Source organism: Actinosynnema sp. NPDC049800 (assembly GCF_040656635.1).
Lineage (GTDB): Bacteria > Actinomycetota > Actinomycetes > Mycobacteriales > Pseudonocardiaceae > Actinosynnema.
The window spans coordinates 1-18,886 of sequence record NZ_JBFAMT010000094.1; the positions used below are offsets into that span (position 1 = coordinate 1).

Here is an 18,886-nt window from a genome sequence, read left to right on the forward strand (position 1 = left end):
TCGGGGGCGGGGGGTGTCGGCCCCCCCCCCCCGCGCCCCCCGCCACCGCGCCCTCCTCCCAGGAGGCCAAGAGATGAGAAACCCCTTCGCCCGGCGCGTGATCGGGGTGGCCGCCGCCGCCCTGACCGTCGCCGCGCTCAACTCCAGTCCACCGGCCGCCGCGGCCGACGCGCCGTACGACGTCCTGGTGTTCTCCAAGACCGCGGGCTTCCGCCACGACTCGATCCCGGCCGGCATCCAGCTGATCCGGGACCTGGGCGCGGCCAACAGCTTCACGGTCACCGCCACCGAGGACTCGAACCACTTCACCTCCACCAACCTGGCCAAGTACGAGACGGTGGTGTTCCTCAACACCACGGGTGACGTGCTCAACGCGACGCAGCAGACCGCGTTCGAGTCCTACGTCCGCGGCGGTGGCGGGTACGTCGGCATCCACTCGGCGTCCGACACCGAGTACGACTGGCCGTTCTACGGCGAGCTGGTCGGCACGTACTTCACCTCGCACCCGGCCATCCAGCAGGCGACGGTCCGGGTGGAGAACCGGGCGCACCCGGCCACCGCGCACCTGAGCCCGGCGTGGACCCGGACCGACGAGTGGTACAACTTCCGCGGCAGCGTCCGGTCGACGGCCCGGGTCCTGGCGACCCTGGACGAGTCGACCTACAGCGGCGGCTCGATGGGCGCCGACCACCCCCACACCTGGTGCAAGACCGTCCAGGCGGGCCGCTCGTTCTACACCGGCAGCGGCCACACCCAGTCCAGCTACGCCGAGGCGGGTTTCCGCGCCATGGTCCTCGGCGGCCTGCGCTACACGGCCAACCGGGCCGACGCCGACTGCCGGCCGGAGAACGGCTACACCACCCTGTACAACGGCTCCACCACCGGCTGGACGCAGGTCGGCCCGGGCGGCTTCACCAACAGCGACAACACGCTGACCTCGTCCGGCGGCATGGGGATGCTCTGGTACAGCGCCAAGGAGTTCCGCTCCTACTCCCTCAAGCTGGACTGGCGGATGCCCGGGGACGACAACTCCGGCGTGGTGCTCGGGTTCCCGGCGGGCAGCAGCGCGGACTCGGCCCTCGCCAACGGCCACGAGGTGCAGATCGACGCCACCGACACCGCGGACAAGACGACCGGCGCGATCTACGGTTTCAAGGGCGCCGACCAGGCGGCCCGCGACGCCGCGCTCAACCCGCCCGGCGAGTGGAACACCTACGAGCTGCTGGTCGAAGGCGAGCGCTTGCAGGTGTTCCTCAACGGCGTGCTGATCAACGACTTCACCAACACCGACCCGGCCCGGTCCCTGGCGTCCGGGCACATCGGCATCCAGAACCACGGCACCGGGGACGACGTGTCGTTCCGCAACATCCGGATCAAGGAGCTGGGCACCGTCCCGGTTCCGCGCACCGGGCCGATCACCGGCGCCTCCGGCAAGTGCGTCGACGTCAGCGGTGGCAACACGGCTGACGGCACGAGGTTGCAGCTGTGGACGTGCAACGGCGGCGTGAACCAGCGCTGGACGGTCAACGGGTCCACCCTGCGCGCGCTGGACAAGTGCATGGAGGTGTCGGGGACGGCGAACGCCGCGGCGGTGCGGCTGTGGACCTGCAACGGCAGCGGTGGCCAGAACTGGACCGCCGGCGCCAACGGCTCGCTGGTCAACCCGCAGTCGGGCAAGTGCCTGGACGCCAACGGCGGCAGTTCCGCGGACGGCACGCAGTTGATCATCTGGAGCTGCCACGGCGGCACCAACCAACGGTGGACCCTGCCGTGAACCGAAGGAGTGTTCGATGAAAGCCAGCGTTGAGGCCCCCGACACCCCGCGGACACGACGCCGACGACCGGTGACGGCCACCGTGGCGGCGGTGCTCCTCGCGGCCGGCACGGTGACGGCGGTGACCGCGGTGCCCGCGTCGGCGGCCACGGTCGACCCGAGCGCGTGGTACGTGCTGGTGAACCGCAACAGCGGCAAGGTGCTGGACGTGTACGGCCTGGCGACCAACGACGGTGGTCGCATCGCGCAGTGGTCGCGCAACGACGGCGCGAACCAGCAGTGGCAGTTCCTGGACTCCGGCGGCGGCTACTACCGCATCAAGTCACGCCACTCCGGCAAGGTCCTCGACGTGCCCAACTCCTCCACCGCCGACGGCGCCGCGATCCAGCAGTGGACCGACCACGGCGGCACCAACCAGCAGTTCCGGCTGGCCGACTCCGACGGCGGCCACGTCCGGTTGATCGCCCGGCACAGCAACAAGGCGGTGGAGGTGCAGGGCTCCTCGACCGCGGACGGCGCGAACGCCGTGCAGTACGCCGACACGGGCGGGAACAACCAGCAGTGGGTGTTGACCAAGGTGTCGGGCGGCGGCGACCCCGGCGGCAGCGGGTGCGGCAAGGCGCCGACGATGCGCAGCGGCGCGCACACGATCACGAGCAGCGGCAAGAGCCGCAGCTTCGTCCTGCGGGTGCCCGACGGCTACGACAACACCCGGCCGTACCGGCTGATCTTCGGGTTCCACTGGAACGGCGGCACGATGAACGACGTGTCGGGCGGTGGGACGAGCGGTGCGGCGTGGTCGTACTACGGGATGCAGGAGCAGTCGAACAACAGCGCGATCCTGGTGGCGCCGCAGGGCCTGGGCAACGGCTGGGCCAACTCCGGCGGCGAGGACGTGGTGTTCGTCGACGACATGATCAGGCGGATCGAGGCCGACCTGTGCGTCGACCCGAAGCTGCGCTTCGCGATGGGGTTCAGCTACGGCGGCGGCATGAGCTACTCGCTGGCGTGCTCGCGGCCGACGGTGTTCCGCGGGGTCGTGGTGTACGCGGGCGGGCAGCTGAGCGGGTGCTCGGGCGGCACGCAGCCGGTCGCGTACTTCGGGATCCACGGCATCTCGGACAACGTGCTGAACATCTCGGCGGGGCGGTCGTTGCGCGACCGGTTCGTCCGGAACAACGGTTGTGCCGCGCTGAGCCCGCGTGAGCCGGCCCCGGGCAGCCGCACGCACATCACGACCGCGTACTCGTGCCAGCCGGGTTACCCGGTGCAGTGGGCCGCGTTCGACGGTGGCCACGGGCCGGGTCCGGTCGACGGCTGCGCGTGCGAGGACGGCGTGCGGACCTGGACCAAGGGCGAGGCGTGGAGGTTCATCGCCCAGTTCTGATCACGCGCGGACCAACCGGCAGGACGGGGCGCCCGTGCTTCCCGCTTCGCGATCGACCAGGCCAGAGCGGTCAGCTCGGCCGCGGGTCGCGGAACGGCGGAGCCCGGGTGCCCCTTGGCCGGTGCGGCCGGGGTGACCCAGCACTTTCATCGAGCAGGACATGCCACCGCCGGGTGCGGCCGCGAGTCGATGCCGCGCAACCCGGTAGCCGTCACCGCGCGGCACCCAGGATCGGAGGAGGACCCATGGCGGACGAGCCCACCGGGCTCTGGCTGATCGGCGCACGCGGCTCCGTCGCGCCGACCGCCGCTCGCGGGCTGCCGGCCCCGCGCGCGGGCCGGACACCCGTGACCGAGCGTCCCGGCCCGGCCGGCGTCACGCCGCCGGGCCGGGCGCGGAGCCGGCGGGTGAGCCGCACATGACGTTCGACATCGGCTACGGCACCAACGGGTTCGCCAACCACCGCCTGGACGACGCGCTCGGGATCATCGCCGACCTCGGCTACACGGCGGTCGCGCTCACGCTCGACCACCACCACCTCGACCCGTTCGCCGACGACGTCGGCGCGCGGACCGAACGGCTCGCGGCACGCCTGTCGGCGCTGGGACTGCGCGTCGTCGTGGAGACGGGTGCGCGTTACCTGCTCGACCCGCGGCACAAGCACCACCCGACGCTGGTGAGCGACGGCCAGGAGATCCGGGTCGACTTCCTGGTGCGCGCCAAGCGGATCGCGGCCGACCTCGGCGCGGACTGCGTGTCCTTCTGGTCCGGCGTCGGCTCCTCGGACAGCTGGGAACACCTGAAGTCCGGCGTCGCCGCGGTGCTGGAACGCGGGCCCGCCGTGCCGCTCGCGCTGGAGCCGGAGCCCTGCATGGTGGTGGAGCGACTGGACCAGGCGCTGCGGCTGCGCGACGAGCTCGGCCGACCCGAACTCCTGGGGATCACCGTGGACGTCGGGCACTGCGTGGCGGTGGAGTGGCAGGGCGCGGCGGCGTGCCTGCGGCAGGCCGGTGGGCTGCTGATGAACGTGCAGCTGGACGACATGGTGCAGGGCGTGCACGAACACCTGGAGTTCGGGGACGGGCAGCTGGACCTGCCCGACACCCTCGGGGCGCTGATCGACATCGGCTACACCGGCGTCGCGGCCGTGGAGCTGCCCCGGCACAGCCACGCGGCGCCCGTGGTGGCGGGTCGGGCGTTCGAGGCGCTGCGCACCGCGAACTGGCTGGCCTGGGCCGAGCAGTCGCTGCGGGCCGACCCCTCCTCGATCCGGACCCTCTTCCCCGTCGTGGGACGAGCGGTGCGCTCCGGCCAGCGCGAGGCGCGGACGCGGCTGCTCGTCGCGTACGTCGAGAACTCCGGCGACGCGGCCGAAGGGCTCACCACGCTCTACCGGCAGGGCACGTCGGCCGAACGCCTCGGGGTGCTGCGAGGGCTCGCCGACATCGGGGACCGGGTGCCGGGGACGGGCGTCGACCTGGTCAAGGACGCCCTGAGCAGCAACGAGAGCGGCCTCGTCGCGGCGGCGATGGGCGCTTTCGCCGCGCGTCACCTCGACCAGCGCACCTGGCGGCAGGGCGTGCTGAAGTGCTTGGTGATGAGCATCCCGCTGACCGTGGTGAGCGACCTCGACCGACGTGCCGACGACGAGTTGCTGCGCATGGTGTCCGCGTTCGCCGACGAACGCCGCGCGGCCGGCCGCCCGGTGCCGCCCGACGCCTTGGACCTGCTCGGGAAGCCCGCCTGATCCACACCTCCGACCCCCGTCACACCGAGGGATCAGCGCTCCACCTGATCTGCGGCGGTCCGGACCGCAGGCGTCCGGCTCATCGTGGTGGCGCCACGGAGTCCCGGTGGCGGACGGGCATCGGTACGCGATACGTGCCGCCCCCGCGCACGCGGCCCGACTCGGATCGGTGGGCTTCGGCGAAGAGGAGGTCGACGGCCTTCGCGCCGAGGTCGTGGTGCGGGAGGGCCACGGTGGTCAGGCCCGGGCGCAGCCAGGACGCGATGGGGTGGTCGTCGAACGAGACGACGGAGACGTCGTCGGGCACGGTGAGGCCGGCGTCCTGCAACGCCTGGTAGGCGCCGAGCGCGAGCCGGTCGTCCAGGCAGATCAACGCACGGGGACGCGTGGCGCCCAACAGGGCCCGGGTCGCCTCGAAGCCGTACTTCGGCAACCACCAGCGGCACGCGTGCCCGCTCTCCACCTCGACGCCCACCTCGCCCAGCTCCCGGCGGATGCCGGTGAGCCGGTCGAACGCCGCGGTCCGGCCCGGTGGCACGTCGTCGCCGGACGGGCCGACGCCGATGAGGTGGATGCCCTCCCGGTGGCCGGCGTCGAGCAGCACGCGTGCCGCGGCACGGCCCGCCTGGACCTCGTCGGGCAGGACCGAGACCAGTGGCGAGGGCTCCCTGGGTAAGACGTTGAGCAGCACCGCCGGGCCGCCGGCGAGCTCGGCCGGGATGCTGATCGTCCTGGCGTGCACCGAGGCGAGGATGATGCCGTCGACCCGGTAGTCGCGCATCGTCTCGATCAACGTGCGCTGGAAGCCGGCGTCGCCCTCGGTCTCACCGAACAGCAGCGTGACGCCGTGCCTGCGGGCCGCGCCGAGCGCACCTTTGATCATGTGGCCCGCGAGCCGCGAACTGGCGACCGAATCGGACACGAAGGCGATCGTCTGCGTCCTCGTCCCGCGCGGCCCCATCGGGACCCGGTCGCGGCGGTACTCCAGCTCCGTCGCCGCTTCGCGGACCCGGCGCTGCATCTCCTCGGAGATCCGCAGGTCGCGACCGCGCCCCGAGAGGACCAGGGACACGGTGGTCTGGGAGACGCCGACCACCTTGGCCACATCGGCCAGGGTGACCCGTCGTGCGCCCAACGTGGACCTCCCGTTCTCCGAGCCCGGCCGCCGGCGCGGCGACCGGTGCGTGCACAACAAGGGACGGGGCCGTTCGAAAGGGGAGCGGACCCACCGGGAGCGCTCCCAACATCGGGGAAAGCGCGGCAGCCGCCCGTCAGCCGGGGCCGCCGGTCCGGTGCGCGCAGGGTGCGCGGCCGTTCGGCCGTTGTGGCATGAGCTGCTCCACTACGTCGTGGTGCTCGCGGGTCGGAGTTCGTACGAGCCGGATCTCCTCCTCCGATGAGTCAGACTCATCGGAGCTGTGGTCCTCGTTACTCATGACAGCCTGTGGGCGGCGGTTCCGTCAAGAGAAACCTGAGACTATTTCGCCGTACGCATCATAGCCTCGATCGTCGGGTCGCTGCTCGTCGGGAAAGTTTCCGTCCCTGCCGAAGTAAGTACTACTCATCGTTCCCTTGAGGGCGGTGGATCGGTATGCTGGCGAAGTCGTCGGCCATGAGCGCGACGACGCTCAGCGGAGTGGCTGCGCGGAGGGGGTGATGTCGTCGGGTGACCACCTAGCGCTCCAGGCGGCTCGGGTCTCCGTTGTCGGCGCGCCGCACCAGCCACGCTTCGGTGATGTGGGTGAACATGGCCTCGGCGGCGCCGGCCGGGTCGCGCGCCGCGATCCGCTCGCAGATCCGGCGGTGCCCCTCGTTCGACGCCACGCACAACGCCCGCTCGCTGCGGCCCAGGTAGCGGGCGGTGTTGATGACCTGACCCTCCAGGGATCGCACCACGCCCCGGGCGATCCGGTTGCCCGACGCGCGCATGATCGTGTCGTGGAAGGCGCGGTCCTGCTCCTGGTAGGCGGCGGGGTCGTCGACGAGTTGGTCCATCCGGTCCACGAGGGCGCGTAGCCGGTCGATCGCGTCCTCGTCGGCCGTGCGTGCGGCCACCTGGGCCATGTCCGATTCGAGGAGCCGTCGGGTGACCACGAGATCGTCGAGCACGGCCAGCGTCTCGTCCTCGGCGATGGTTGCCGCGAGGACGAGTTCGTCCAGCATGTTCCACGTCGCGGGCTCCGTGACCGTGGTGCCCGCGCCTTGGCGCACCTGGACCAGGCCCTTCTCCTGGAGGATCTTCACCGCCTCGCGGATGACGGTCCGGCTCACCGCGAAGGTCTCGCCCAGCGCGGGCTCGGGCGGCAGGGGGGTCCCGGGCGGGTGGACGCCGCGGACGATGCGGCCCACGAGCTCCGCGGTGACCGCCTTGGCCAGGTTGGCCGGTCGACGCGTCCACTCGGGAGGTGCGGGTGGGTCGTCGCCCGGTCGCCGGCCCGCTGCGGTCATCGTTCCTCCGGTCGCGTCACGCGCCCCGAGCTTCAGGGCTGATCAGAGTATACGTAGGACCGTTGACGTCAGACGTCATACGAGTTAGGTTTCGACACCAATCGCGCCGAGGGCGTACCCGGCCGTCGTCTGGGAAGTGAGCAGCGATGAAGCAGCGCGCACTGTGGTCGGCTGCCGTGGTCCTGGGTCTGGCCCTGGCCACGGGATGCGGGAGCGCCACGGCGCCGGGGTCCTCCGGCGGCTCGGGCGACAAGCTGGTGGTCTGGGACTGGAAGTCCGGGGACGCGAACGTGGCCGCGTACCTCGACCAGGCGAAGGCCGATTTCGCGAAGAGTCACCCGGACGTGGACGTCGAGTTCGTGGCGCAGCCGTTCGACCAGTACTACACGCTGCTCGGGGCGGTCATCCAGGCCGGCAAGGGTCCCGACGTCATGCTGTTCAACGGCGGCGGCCAGCTCCGGGACCGGGTCGACGCGCTGGTGCCGCTCGACGAGTACGTGGCCCAGGACAAGCAGCGGCTCGCCGGCTGGGAGGCGTTCACCCGCGACGGGAAGACCTACGCCTCGCCGGTGACGCTGCAAGGGCACCCCCTCTACTACAACAAGGCGCTGTACGAGCAGGCCGGACTGGACCCCGAGGCGCCCGCCGCGAAGTGGGACGAGTTCGTCGCCGACTGCGGCGTCATCACCGGCAAGACCGGCGCCAAGTGCTTCGGCGTCGGCAACAAGGAGGGCATCGGCATCCAGTTCTTCCTCTCCAGCATCGGGTCGGCCGTGCTCACGCCGCAGGAGTACGACGACTGGATCGCCGGGAAGCGGAACTGGGCCTCGCCGGACGTGAAGCGGATCTTCGAGCTCTGGAAGCAGGTCAACGACGACGGCCTGAACAACGACGGGGTCAACTCCACCGCGATGTTCAACGACGCGTTCGCGGTCTTCCAGTCGGCCAAGGCCGCGCACATCATCGGCCTGATGTCCGACATCGGGCACTGGAAGGACTTCGCCGAGTTCCTCGACGCGGACAAGGTCGGCGTGATGGACGCGCCCCTGGTCAACCCGGCCGCGACGCCGAGCCTGCCCTACGACGGCGGCATCGGCTACGCGGTCGCCAAGTGGACCAAGGACCCGAAGCGGGCCGCCGACCTGGTGCGGTCGTTGACCTCGTCCGCGGCGTTGAAGGCGTTCTACGCGGACGCGGGCGCCATCGCGTCCGACACCACGATCGACGTCTCCGCCGGCGGCCCGGCCGTCACCTCGATCACCGCGGGCATCAAGACCGGCAAGCCCGCGCTGCACGTCGCCCTGTCCAGCAAGACGATCGACCTGATGGGCCGCCTCTCGCAGCAGCTGCTCAGCGGCTCCACCACGGTGGACGAGGCCGTCGCGCAGCTGGCCGACTCCGACAAGGCGAGTTGATCCGTGCCGTCCGGGGGTTCTCCGTCCTCGGTGCGCCCGGTGGTGGCCGAGCGGAACGAGGGGAAGGCGGTCGCCGGCGCAGCGGTCCGGCGACCGGACAAGCCGCTCACCCGGCGCGCGGGTCGCGGGTCGCGGGCCGAGCGCCTGGCGCCGCTCGTGCTCCTGGCGCCGGCCGTGCTGATCATCGTGGTGCTGCGCCTGTGGCCGCTGGTGCTCGGGGTGAACTTCTCCTTCACCGGCGACGGCGACCGCAACGGCCTGCCGGTCGGCTTCGACAACTACGTGACCCTGTTCGGCGACCCGCTGTTCCGCACGGCGTTGCGCAACGTCGGCCTGCTGGTGCTGTTGCTGCCCGTGGCCGTGGCGATCCCGGGGCTGCTCGCCACGTTCATCTACCTGAAGGTGCCGGGGCACCGGGTCTTCCGCGGCGTGTACTTCTTCCCGGCCGTGCTCTCCCCGGTGATCGTCGGGGCGATCTTCAACCTGCTCCTCGCCTACGACGGCCCGCTCAACGCGGTCCTCGGCGGGGTGGGGCTCGGGTCGGTGGACTGGCTCGGCGACCCGGACGTGGCGATCTTCGCGGTGGTCGGGGTGCACGTCTGGGCGACGTTCGGCATGGCGCTGGTCGTCTTCCTGGCCGGGTTCTCCGCGCTGGACCCCTCGCTGCTCGACGCCGCCCGGGTGGACGGGGCGACGCTGCCCCAGACGGTCCGGCACGTGATCGTCCCGGGCCTGACCCGCACCATCCAGTTCGTCTTCGTCACCACCATGATCGGCATGTTGACCTCGATGTTCGGCCTGCTGTTCGTGATGACCGGCGGCGGGCCGGAGGGCTCCACCTACCTGCCCGAGTACTACATCTGGGTCCAGCAGGGGCAGTTCAACCAGCCCGCGCTGGCGTCCGCCGCGTCGACCGCGCTGTTCCTGATCATGCTCGTCGTGGGGCTGGCCCAGGTCGCCGTCCTGCGCCGCGCGGGGAGGGAGGGCTGATGGCCGGCCGGCGGTTGACGAGGTGGGTCGTCGCGGTCCCGATGGCCGCGCTCGCGCTGGCCACGATCTACCCGTTGGTGTTCACCACCAACGTGGCCGTGAAGACGCGGCGCGAGTACGTGCTCGACCGGTTCTCGCTGTCGGACGCGCTGCGGTGGGACAACGTCGCCGCGGCGTGGACGAGCGTCGGGATGTCCCGGTACTTCCTCAACTCGGCGGTGGTGGTGACCTGCTCGGTCGCGCTGCTGCTGCTGTTCGGGTCGATGGCGGGTTTCGCGCTCGCCCGGTTGCGGTTCCGCGGCTCCTCGGTGCTCTTCCTGGGCATCCTCGCCGCGCTGTTCGTCCCGTTCCAGGTGATCATGGTCCCGCTGGCCCGGATCATGTCCGACGCCGGCCTCGTCGACACCTACCCGGGGCTCGTCCTCGCGTACGTGGCGCAGTTCCTGCCGTTCACGGTCTTCCTGATGACCAGCTACTACTCGACCGTGCCCGCCGAGATCCTGGACGCCGCGCGGATCGACGGGAACACCGTGTACGGCGCGTACTGGCGGATCATGCTCCCGCTGGGCAGGCCGGCGCTGCTGTCGGTCGGCGTGCTCGACGCTTTGTTCTGCTGGAACGACGTGCTCATCTCGTTGCTCATGATGCCGTCGGCAGACCATCGCACGCTCATGGTCGGTGTCACCTCGTTGCGAGGGCAGTACTCGGATGACATCCCCGTGTTCGCCTCCGGCGTGCTGATCGCCGCGGTGCCCGTCCTCGTCGTCTACCTGTTCCTGCAGCGCCAGATCGCCGACGGCGTGACCGCAGGGGCCACGAAGGGCTGACATGCGCATCACTGGTTACCGGACCCTCACCACCGTCCAGGACTGGGGTCGGCCGGTCGGCGACGCCAACGGCGTCTTCGCCGACGGCGTCGTCCGGGTGCCGATCGTCCTCGTCGAGACGGACGTGGGCATCACCGGCGTCGGGCTCGGCCCGCACGTCGAGATCGACTCGATCTTCGCCGCCTTGGAGGGCGAAGACCCGCGCGGTGTCACCGCCCTCTACGACCGGATGCTGCGCCAGACGTTCAAGGCCGGTCACGCGGGCGTGGTGTTCGGCACCATCGGCGCCCTCGACACCGCGCTGTGGGACATCAAGGCGCAGGCCGCGGGCGAACCGCTGTGGCGGCTGCTCGGCGGACGTGATCGCCGCGTGCCCGCCTACGCCTCCGGTGTGGACATCGGGCTGGGCGACGACGAGCTCGTCGCGCTGTACGAGACCTACGCCGACCGCGGCCTGCGGGTGGCGAAGCTCAAGGGAGGTCTCGACGTCGATCGGGACCGGGACCGCCTCATCCTGGTGCGCGACGTGCTCACCAACGCCGGCCGGGGCACCCGGCCGGGCCTGATGCTCGACGTCAACGAGGCGTTGACCCGCAAGCAGGCGGTGCGCCACGTCAGCGAGCTCGAGCGGACGCTCGACCTGATCTGGATCGAGGAGCCGGTGCGGCGGTGGGACGCGGAGGGGCACGCGGCCGTCGGCCGAGGTGTCCGGGCGTCGGTCGCCAGCGGCGAGAACCTCACCGGCCTGGAGCAGTACCGCCCGCTGATCTCGGCGGGTGCGGTCGACGTCGTCCAGGCGGCGGCGGGCTGGGGCGTCACCCACTTCCTGCGGGTCGCGGCCCTGGCCCACGCGCACGACCTGCCCGTCAGCCCCATCGGCAACACGCCGGTCGGGTTGCTGCACGCCGCGACGTCCGTGCCGAACCACCTGGTCAGCGAACTGCAGGACCTCCAGCCGCCGACCGGGATCTCGATCGACCTCCACGTCGAGGACGGGGCGTTCGTCCTGGGCGACAGCCCGGGGCTGGGCCTGCGCGTCGACGAGGAGGCGATCGTCGCGTCCCGGCTCGGACTCGCCCTCCCGGTGACCGAAGGTCCGCACGTGCGGCCGGAACGCGCCGGGCAGCGCCTGCTGGCCGTGGTGCGGGACGTCGTCGCGCCGCCGGAGCAGCTGCACCCCTTGAGCTCCTGATCGACCGGCCCGACAACGATGTCGGGCCGGCCGCACTTCCCGCTAGGAGTCCGAAGTGGACCACTCGCGACGTTATGGGATGGTCACCCGGTTGCGCCCGGAGCGGCGCGACGACTACCTCCGGCTGCACGCCGAGGTCTGGCCGTCCGTCGAACGCATGCTGCTCGAGGCCAACATCCGCAACTTCACCATCTTCCTGCACGGCGACCTGCTCTTCGGCTACTACGAGTACGTCGGCGAGGACCACGACGCCGACCAGGCGCGGATCGCGGCCGACCCCGAGTCGCGGCGCTGGTGGGCGTTGACCGACCCGTGCCAGGAGTCGCCGAGCGACCCCGGCTCCCCGGTGCGCTGGGAGCCGATGCACGAGGTGTGGCACCTGACCCCCGGCGTCGTGCCGCAGCCAGGGGACGGGCCGCCGCCGCACCGCTAGGCGTTCGCCGACGGCCGGATGCGCCCCTGCGCCCGCGCATCCGACCGGCTCGCCCGCGCCACCACGAAGTGCCGTCCGACGGCTCCGCCGGACGTCGCACGCACACACCCCAAGTCAGGAGGTCTCCTTGTCCACGTCCTCTTCCTCCGCGGTGCGAAGGCCGGTGTCCGCGGGCGTTGCCGCGGTGGTGCTGACCGCCACCGCCGCGGCGGTCGGTCTCGCCCCTCCCGCGTCCGCCGCCACCACCACCCTCTACGCCTCGCCGTCCGGCACCGGCACCAGCTGCTCCGCCACCCAGCCGTGCTCGCTGCCCGCCGCCCAAGCCGCGGTGCGGTCGCAGACCGGCGGCATGTCCGGCGACATCGTCGTGCAGCTGGCCGACGGGGTGTACCGGCTCTCCGAGCCGCTGCGGCTGACCGCGGCGGACTCCGGCAACAACGGCTACCGCGTGCGGTGGCAGGCGGCGCCGTCCGCCCGCCCCGTCATCAGCGGCGCGCGGGCCGTCACCGGCTGGTCGGTCGTCGACGCCGGCAAGAACATCTGGCGGGCCACCGTCCCCACCGGGATCGACTCGCGCCAGCTCTACGTCGACGGCGCGGTCGCGACCAGGGCGCGCAGGCAGGTGAACCGGGCCGACTTCACGTTCACGAGCACCGGCATGAGGTTCTCCAGCTCCGCGCTGAGCTACCTGAACAACCTGGCCAACCAGAACCGGGTCGAGGTGGAGAGCGTCAACTCCTTCACCGACCGGTACTCGCCGGTGCAGAGCATCAGCGGGAACTTCCTCACCATGCAGCAGCCCGCGTGGAACAACAACACCTTCGGGTACGACACCCTGACCCAGCCGCACCGGGCCGGGCCCTTCTACCTGGCCAACGCCTACGAGTTCCTGGACGCGCCGGGGGAGTGGCACCTCAACCCCGGCACGGGCGCGTTGTCCTACATCCCGTTGGCCGGGCAGAACATGAGCACCGCCGGCGTGGAGCTGCCGGTGCTGCAGTCGCTGGTGGACGTCGGCGGCACTTATGACGCGCCGGCGCACCACATCTCGTTCAGCGGGATCACGTTCAGCGGCACCACCTGGCTCGGACCCAGCAGCAACCAGGGTTACGCGGACCAGCAGACCGGCGCCTACATCGCCGGCAACTGGAACTGGCCGGGCGACCGGCTGACGTCGTGCCAGAACGGCTGCACCCAGTTCGAGGCGGCGCGACCGCACTGGAACCAGATGCCCGCCGCCGTGCAGGTCTCCGCCGCCAACAACATCACCTTCAGCGAGTCCCAGTTCGTCAACCTCGGCCAGACGGCGATCGGCATCGGCAACGACGCCAACGCGCACGCCAGTGGCGTCGGCCTCGGGGCGAGCAACATCACCGTCACGCGGTCGGAGATCGCCCGCAGCTCGGCCGGCGGCATCGTGGTCGGCGGCGTGCGCGCCGACGCCCACCACCCGAGCGACCAGCGAATGGTCAACCGGGACATCACCGTGAGCTACAACCGCATCCACGACCTCGGCATCGAGTACCGGGGCAACGTCTCCGTGCTCAACACCTACGTCACCAACGCCACGGTGTCCCACAACGAGGTCTACAACATGCCGTACTCCGGCATGTCGATCGGGTACGGCTGGGGCGCCAACGACGCCGGCGGCAACAACAACTACGCCAACCGCGGCCTGTACAACTACCAGCCGCGCTACACGACGCCGACCACGGCCTCCAACAACCGGTTGATCAACAACTACGTCCACGACGTCATGCAGCAGATGAACGACGGCGGCTGCATCTACACGCTGTCGTGGAACCCCGGCGCCTCGATCAGCGGGAACCACTGCCTGCGGACCAACGGCTACTTCGGGGTCTACTTCGACGAGGGCTCGAAGTACTACTCCGTCACGGGCAACGTCTTCGCCAACACCGGCACGTGGGCCACCGCGAACTACTGGGGTGGCGAGAACATGGGCAACTGGACAGTCACCAACAACTGGTCGACCAACGGCAGCACCAACGTGACCAACGGCGATCGCGGCAACGTGGTGTCCGGCAACACGGTCGTCACCAACGGCAACTGGCCGGCCGGCGCGCAGGCCGTGATGGCCAACGCCGGTCCCGGCGGCGGCACCACCACCGGCCCGCAGAACGCGATGCTCGTGGGCGCCCAATCGGGACGCTGCGCCGAAGTCGCCGCCGGCAGCGCCAACGGCGCCCAGGCCCGGCTCTGGGACTGCGCGGGCGGCGCCAACCAGCGGTGGACCTACACCGCGGGCAAGCAGCTGACGGTGAACGGCAAGTGCCTGGACGCCAGCGGCGCCGGAACCGCGAACGGCACGGCCGCGATCATCTGGGACTGCCACGGCGGCACCAACCAGCAGTGGAACGTGAACGCCAACGGCACCATCACCGGGGTGCAGTCCGGGCTGTGCCTGGACGCGAGCGGCAACGGGACCGCCAACGGCACCCTGCTCCACCTCTGGTCGTGCCACGGCGGCACCAACCAGCAGTGGGGCGTGCGCAACTGACGTGCCGCGCGGAGGTCGGCCCGCCGACCTCCGCGCACCGCTCGCGCTGCGCCATGTGAGCGTTAACTACGGTGTCCACCTTGACTCTTCGTGGAGTCGGTCGCATCATCGCGCCATGCAGATCGCCGATCCACGACATCTGTTGTGAGCGTGAACAACCCTCGCCGACGGGACGGTGGCCGAGGCGCGGGTCAAGGCCGACATGAGGGACAACCCCAGGCAGCACCGGCAGGCCGCGTGGCAGAGGTGCGTCGACGTCGATCGGAACGTCGGCCGCCGTTCCCGCGAGAGACCGTCGCGGTAGCGGCACGGCACGGCGGAACCGTTGCTTTAGCGCGGTTTTAGCCTTTACCGTCGCCCGAGTCGAAGCGATTCGAAACCCGCACCGCCGATCGCTCGTCATCTCCGCGCACGCCGCCGCCCTGCCCTCCCACATCGTCGTAGGAGTGAGAATGCAGCCTTCACCCGTTGGTCGAGCGGGTCCTGTGAAGCGATGGTGGCGCTCGCCGGTGGCGGTGCGCGCGCGTGTCCTGCTGGCACTGGCCGTCCTGCCCGCGGCGCTGTCGACGTGGTCCGCACCGGTGACCGCGCTGGCGGCCGCCACGGGGCCGTGCGACATCTACGCGTCGGGCGGCACGCCCTGCGTGGCCGCGCACAGCACGACGCGGGCCCTCTACGGCTCGTACGCGGGCAAGCTCTACCAGGTCAGGCGTTCGTCGGACAACACGACGAGGGACATCGGTCTCCTGGCCGCCGGCGGCACCGCCGACGCGGCGACCCAGGACTCGTTCTGCGCCGGCTCCACCTGCGTGATCACGGTCGTCTACGACCAGTCCGGGCGGGGCAACGACCTGTGGTACCAGGGTTCTTCGGTGGTGCCGGGTTCGCCCCAGAGCAGGCCCGCGATCGCGACCTCCGAATCGGTGGCGGTGGGCGGCAGCAAGGCCTACTCGCTCTACATCAACCCGGGCAACAGCTACTGGCGTGACGGCCACCTGACGGGCGTGCCGACGGGGGCCGCGCCGGAGGGCATGTACATGGTCACCAGCGGCACGCACGTGAACAACGGCTGCTGCTTCGACTACGGCAACAGCGAGACGACCCGGAAGGCCGACGCGGCCGGCGCGATGGACGCGATCAACTTCAGCACGCAGTGCTGGTTCGGCGGGTGCTCGGGCACCGGTCCCTGGGTCCAGGCGGACCTCGAGTGGGGCCTGTTCCCCGGCGGCAGCCAGCAGTGGAACCCGAACCAGCGCGCGTTCCCCAACAGGTTCGTCACGGCGATGCTGAAGAACAACGGGACCACGCGGTTCGCGCTCAAGGGCAGTGACGCCCAGGCGGGCAGCCTGACCACGCTGTGGGACGGCCCGCTGCCCAACGGGTACAGCCCGATGAAGAAGCAGGGCGCCATCATCCTGGGCAGCGGTGGCGACTGCTGCAAGCCCGACGGCGGCGCGAACCTCAGCGCGGGGACCTTCTACGAGGGCGCGATGGTGGCGGGCTACCCGTCCGACGCCACCGAGAACGCGGTGCAGGCCAACGTGGTCGCGGCCGGGTACAGCGCCGGCGGCGGCCCGACCCCGGGCGGTGCGGTGCGCGCGGTCGGCGCGGGCAAGTGCCTCGACGTGCCGAACGGGACGGCCGGCACGCAAGCCCGGATCTGGGACTGCCAGGGTGGCTCCGGGCAGACGTGGACCCGGACGTCGGCGGGCGAGCTGAGCGTCTACGCCGGCGCCGAACGGCGGTGCCTCGACGCCTACGGCCAAGGGACGAGCGCGGGCACCAGGACGGTCCTCTGGTCGTGCAACGGCCAGGCCAACCAGCGCTGGAACGTCAACGCCAACGGCACGATCACCGGCGCGCAGTCCGGCCTGTGCCTGGACGTGTCCGGGGCGTCGACGGCCAACGGCGCGCTGGTGCAGCTGTGGACCTGCAACGGCGGCTCCAACCAGCAGTGGGGCGTCGGCTGAGCCCCACCCCGGAGTTCGTGACTCGACCGCGGTCCGGCACGCCGTGCCGGACCGCCGCTCAACCCGAGGAGAACAAGTGCGACAACGCCTCAGCAGATTCGCCGCGCGCGCCGCGGCCCTGATCACCGCCGCGCTGGTCACCGCCGCGCTGCTGCCGGCCGGCCAGGCCGTCGCGGAGTCCAACGGCGGGGTGCGGGTCATGCCGTTGGGCGACTCGATCACCGAGGGCACGCAGGTGCCCGGTGGTTACCGGATCGGGCTGTGGCAGCGGTTCGGGTCCGGCAACTACCGGGTGGACTTCGTCGGTTCGCAGTTCAACGGTCCCGGCTCGCTCGGGGACCACGACCACCAGGGCCACCCCGGTTGGCGGATCGACCAGATCGACGCGAACGTCGTCAACTGGCTGCGGAACACGACACCGCGCACGGTGCTGCTGCACATCGGCACCAACGACATCCTGCAGAACTACAACGTGGCCGGCGCGCCCGCCCGCCTGTCGGCGCTCGTCGACCGCATCACCGCGACGGTGCCGAACGCGGACGTGTTCGTCGCGACGATCATCCCGCTGGCCAACTCCGGGCAGAACACCGCCGCCCGGAACTTCAACGCCACCATCCCGAGCATGGTGCAGAGCAAGGTCGCCGCGGGCAAGCGCGTGCGCATGGTGGACATGCACGCCGCGTTGACGACGGCCGACCTGATCGACGGCGTCCACCCGACCGCCACCGGCTACGACAAGATGGCCGCGACCTGGTACAACGCGTTGCGCGCCGTGCCCGGTAGCATCGGCGACCCCGTTGCCCCGCAGGGCAGGCAGGTCGTCGGCGCGGGGTCGGGGCGCTGCCTCGACGTGCCGGGTTCGACGACCACCAATGGCACGCAGCTGCAGCTGTGGGACTGCCACGGCCAACCCAACCAGTCCTGGACGCACACCTCCGGCAAGCAGCTGGTCGTCTACGGCACCAAGTGCCTGGACGCGTACGGCCGCGGCACGACGAACGGCACGCAGGTGGTGATCTGGGACTGCCACGGCGACACCAACCAGCAGTGGAACGTCAACGCCAACGGCACCATCACCAACGTGCTGTCCGGCCTGTGCCTGGACGCGGTCAACCACGGCACCGCCAACGGCACCAAGCTGGCCCTGTGGACCTGCTCCGGGCAGGCCAACCAGCAGTGGACCCTGCGCACGCCGGCCTGACCGCGACGCGGAGAAGCGCCCACCGGGTAGTTCGACGGCGATTCGAAGAATCACCGATCCCCGGTGGGCGCTTGCGCGCAACCCACTCGACGGAAGCTTTCGGCCGCGAATTTCCGAGAGAAAGGTGGAGCTCCATGCTGAAGAGGTTCGTGGTAGCCGTGGTGGCCGCCGCCGCACTGGCCGTGCCGACCACCGGCACCGCGCAGGCGGCCGGCAGCTGCGCGGACTTCTACTCGATCACCATGGGCAAGTACTGGGTCAACAACAACGTGTGGGGCCAGGACTCGGGCCAGGGGTGGCAGTGCGTGTGGGACGTGTCGTCCGGCGGCTCGATCTCGTGGGGCACGAGCTGGGACTGGAGCGGCGGGCCGGGGCAGGTGAAGTCCTACGCGAGCTCGGTGCTCGGCTGGCACTGGGGCACCAAGCCGGCGAACACCGGCCTGCCGGTCCGGTTGGCGGACAACCGGTCGGTGAACACGGGCGCGAACTACACCGTCCGGCAGAACACGGCGAACGTCATGAACGTCGCCTACGACCTGTGGCTGCACCCGGTGTCCAACCCCGGCACCGCCAACCCGTCCGACGAGATCATGATCTGGACCTACCGCGCCGGCGGCGCCGGGCCGGTCGGCACGCGGCAGGCCACCGTGTCGATCGCCGGCGCCACCTGGGACCTGTACCGGGGCAACATCGGCTGGGAGGTCTACTCGTTCGTCCGGACGGGCAACACCACCTCGGCCGCGTTCAACCTGCGCGACTTCACCTCGCACCTGGTCAACCGCGGGTGGTTGAGCAACCAGAAGTACCTCACCAGCGTGCAGCACGGCGCGGAGGTCTTCAGCGGCAACGGGCAGCTGGACGTGCACTCCTACTACGCCAACGTCGGCTGACCGCCCCGGGCGGGCGGGCGGGGGGGGGGGGCGCGCCCCGCACCCCCCCCCCCCCCGGGGCGGGGGGGTGGGGGGGGCGGGCGACACCACCCCC

General features: G+C 71.0%; 14 protein-coding genes and 2 pseudogenes. 14 read left to right on the forward strand and 2 right to left on the reverse strand.

All coding sequences use genetic code 11. The annotated features are described in order from the left end of the window. Positions 1-73: 73 nt before the first annotated feature. From AB0I91_RS43165 to AB0I91_RS43185, 5 genes and pseudogenes are all read left to right on the forward strand, one after another. Positions 74-1,366 (forward strand): annotated as a pseudogene (locus AB0I91_RS43165) (ThuA domain-containing protein); the annotation flags it as partial. A gap of 99 nt (positions 1,367-1,465) precedes the next feature. Then, positions 1,466-1,774 (forward strand): annotated as a pseudogene (locus tag AB0I91_RS43170) (ricin-type beta-trefoil lectin domain protein); the annotation flags it as partial. 16 nt (positions 1,775-1,790) lie between these two features. Continuing rightward, a complete protein-coding gene (locus AB0I91_RS43175) occupies positions 1,791-3,161 on the forward strand; it encodes an RICIN domain-containing protein (RefSeq protein ID WP_498781974.1) in 1,371 nt (456 codons plus the stop codon). Positions 3,162-3,406: 245 nt separating this feature from the next. Continuing rightward, positions 3,407-3,583, forward strand: coding sequence for a hypothetical protein (locus AB0I91_RS43180; RefSeq protein WP_498781994.1), 177 nt, complete (start codon positions 3,407-3,409; stop codon positions 3,581-3,583). Then, positions 3,580-4,908 (forward strand): EboA domain-containing protein, encoded by a 1,329-nt coding sequence (locus tag AB0I91_RS43185; protein WP_498781972.1) that lies wholly within the window; start codon positions 3,580-3,582, stop codon positions 4,906-4,908. Before AB0I91_RS43180 ends, AB0I91_RS43185 begins: the two co-directional genes overlap by 4 nt. A gap of 79 nt (positions 4,909-4,987) precedes the next feature. On the opposite strand, the gene AB0I91_RS43190 is transcribed toward AB0I91_RS43185, so the two are convergent. Together AB0I91_RS43190 and AB0I91_RS43195 are read right to left on the reverse strand one after the other, a co-directional pair. Beyond that, a complete protein-coding gene (locus AB0I91_RS43190) occupies positions 4,988-6,043 on the reverse strand; it encodes a LacI family DNA-binding transcriptional regulator (protein ID WP_498781970.1) in 1,056 nt (351 codons plus the stop codon). A gap of 539 nt (positions 6,044-6,582) precedes the next feature. Continuing rightward, complete coding sequence (locus AB0I91_RS43195) at positions 6,583-7,356, reverse strand: FadR/GntR family transcriptional regulator (protein WP_498781968.1); 774 nt, start codon at positions 7,354-7,356, stop codon at positions 6,583-6,585. Positions 7,357-7,502: 146 nt separating this feature from the next. Here AB0I91_RS43195 and AB0I91_RS43200 point away from each other — a divergent pair, with 146 nt between their 5' ends. The 9 genes from AB0I91_RS43200 (at position 7,503) to AB0I91_RS43240 (ending at position 18,792) form a co-directional block, all read left to right on the forward strand. Continuing rightward, positions 7,503-8,771: an ABC transporter substrate-binding protein gene (locus AB0I91_RS43200; RefSeq protein WP_499642041.1), complete on the forward strand. Its 1,269-nt coding sequence runs from the start codon at positions 7,503-7,505 to the stop codon at positions 8,769-8,771. Between the two features lie 39 nt (positions 8,772-8,810). Next, a complete protein-coding gene (locus AB0I91_RS43205) occupies positions 8,811-9,761 on the forward strand; it encodes a carbohydrate ABC transporter permease (protein ID WP_499642043.1) in 951 nt (316 codons plus the stop codon). Next, a complete protein-coding gene (locus AB0I91_RS43210) occupies positions 9,761-10,588 on the forward strand; it encodes a carbohydrate ABC transporter permease (RefSeq protein WP_498781962.1) in 828 nt (275 codons plus the stop codon). Before AB0I91_RS43205 ends, AB0I91_RS43210 begins: the two co-directional genes overlap by 1 nt. 1 nt (position 10,589) lies before the next feature. Continuing rightward, positions 10,590-11,780 (forward strand): mandelate racemase/muconate lactonizing enzyme family protein, encoded by a 1,191-nt coding sequence (locus AB0I91_RS43215; protein WP_499642045.1) that lies wholly within the window; start codon positions 10,590-10,592, stop codon positions 11,778-11,780. Positions 11,781-11,835: 55 nt separating this feature from the next. Continuing rightward, a complete protein-coding gene (locus AB0I91_RS43220) occupies positions 11,836-12,213 on the forward strand; it encodes an L-rhamnose mutarotase (protein ID WP_499617088.1) in 378 nt (125 codons plus the stop codon). Positions 12,214-12,376: 163 nt separating this feature from the next. After that, a complete protein-coding gene (locus AB0I91_RS43225) occupies positions 12,377-14,731 on the forward strand; it encodes a ricin-type beta-trefoil lectin domain protein (protein WP_498781956.1) in 2,355 nt (784 codons plus the stop codon). A gap of 452 nt (positions 14,732-15,183) precedes the next feature. After that, a complete protein-coding gene (locus tag AB0I91_RS43230; RefSeq protein WP_499617093.1) occupies positions 15,184-16,701 on the forward strand; it encodes an arabinofuranosidase catalytic domain-containing protein in 1,518 nt (505 codons plus the stop codon). A gap of 76 nt (positions 16,702-16,777) precedes the next feature. Then, complete coding sequence (locus AB0I91_RS43235) at positions 16,778-17,902, forward strand: ricin-type beta-trefoil lectin domain protein (protein WP_498781952.1); 1,125 nt, start codon at positions 16,778-16,780, stop codon at positions 17,900-17,902. 134 nt (positions 17,903-18,036) lie between these two features. Further along, positions 18,037-18,792, forward strand: a complete 756-nt coding sequence (locus AB0I91_RS43240; RefSeq protein WP_498781950.1) for a GH12 family glycosyl hydrolase domain-containing protein — start codon at positions 18,037-18,039, stop codon at positions 18,790-18,792. Positions 18,793-18,886 lie beyond the last annotated feature (94 nt).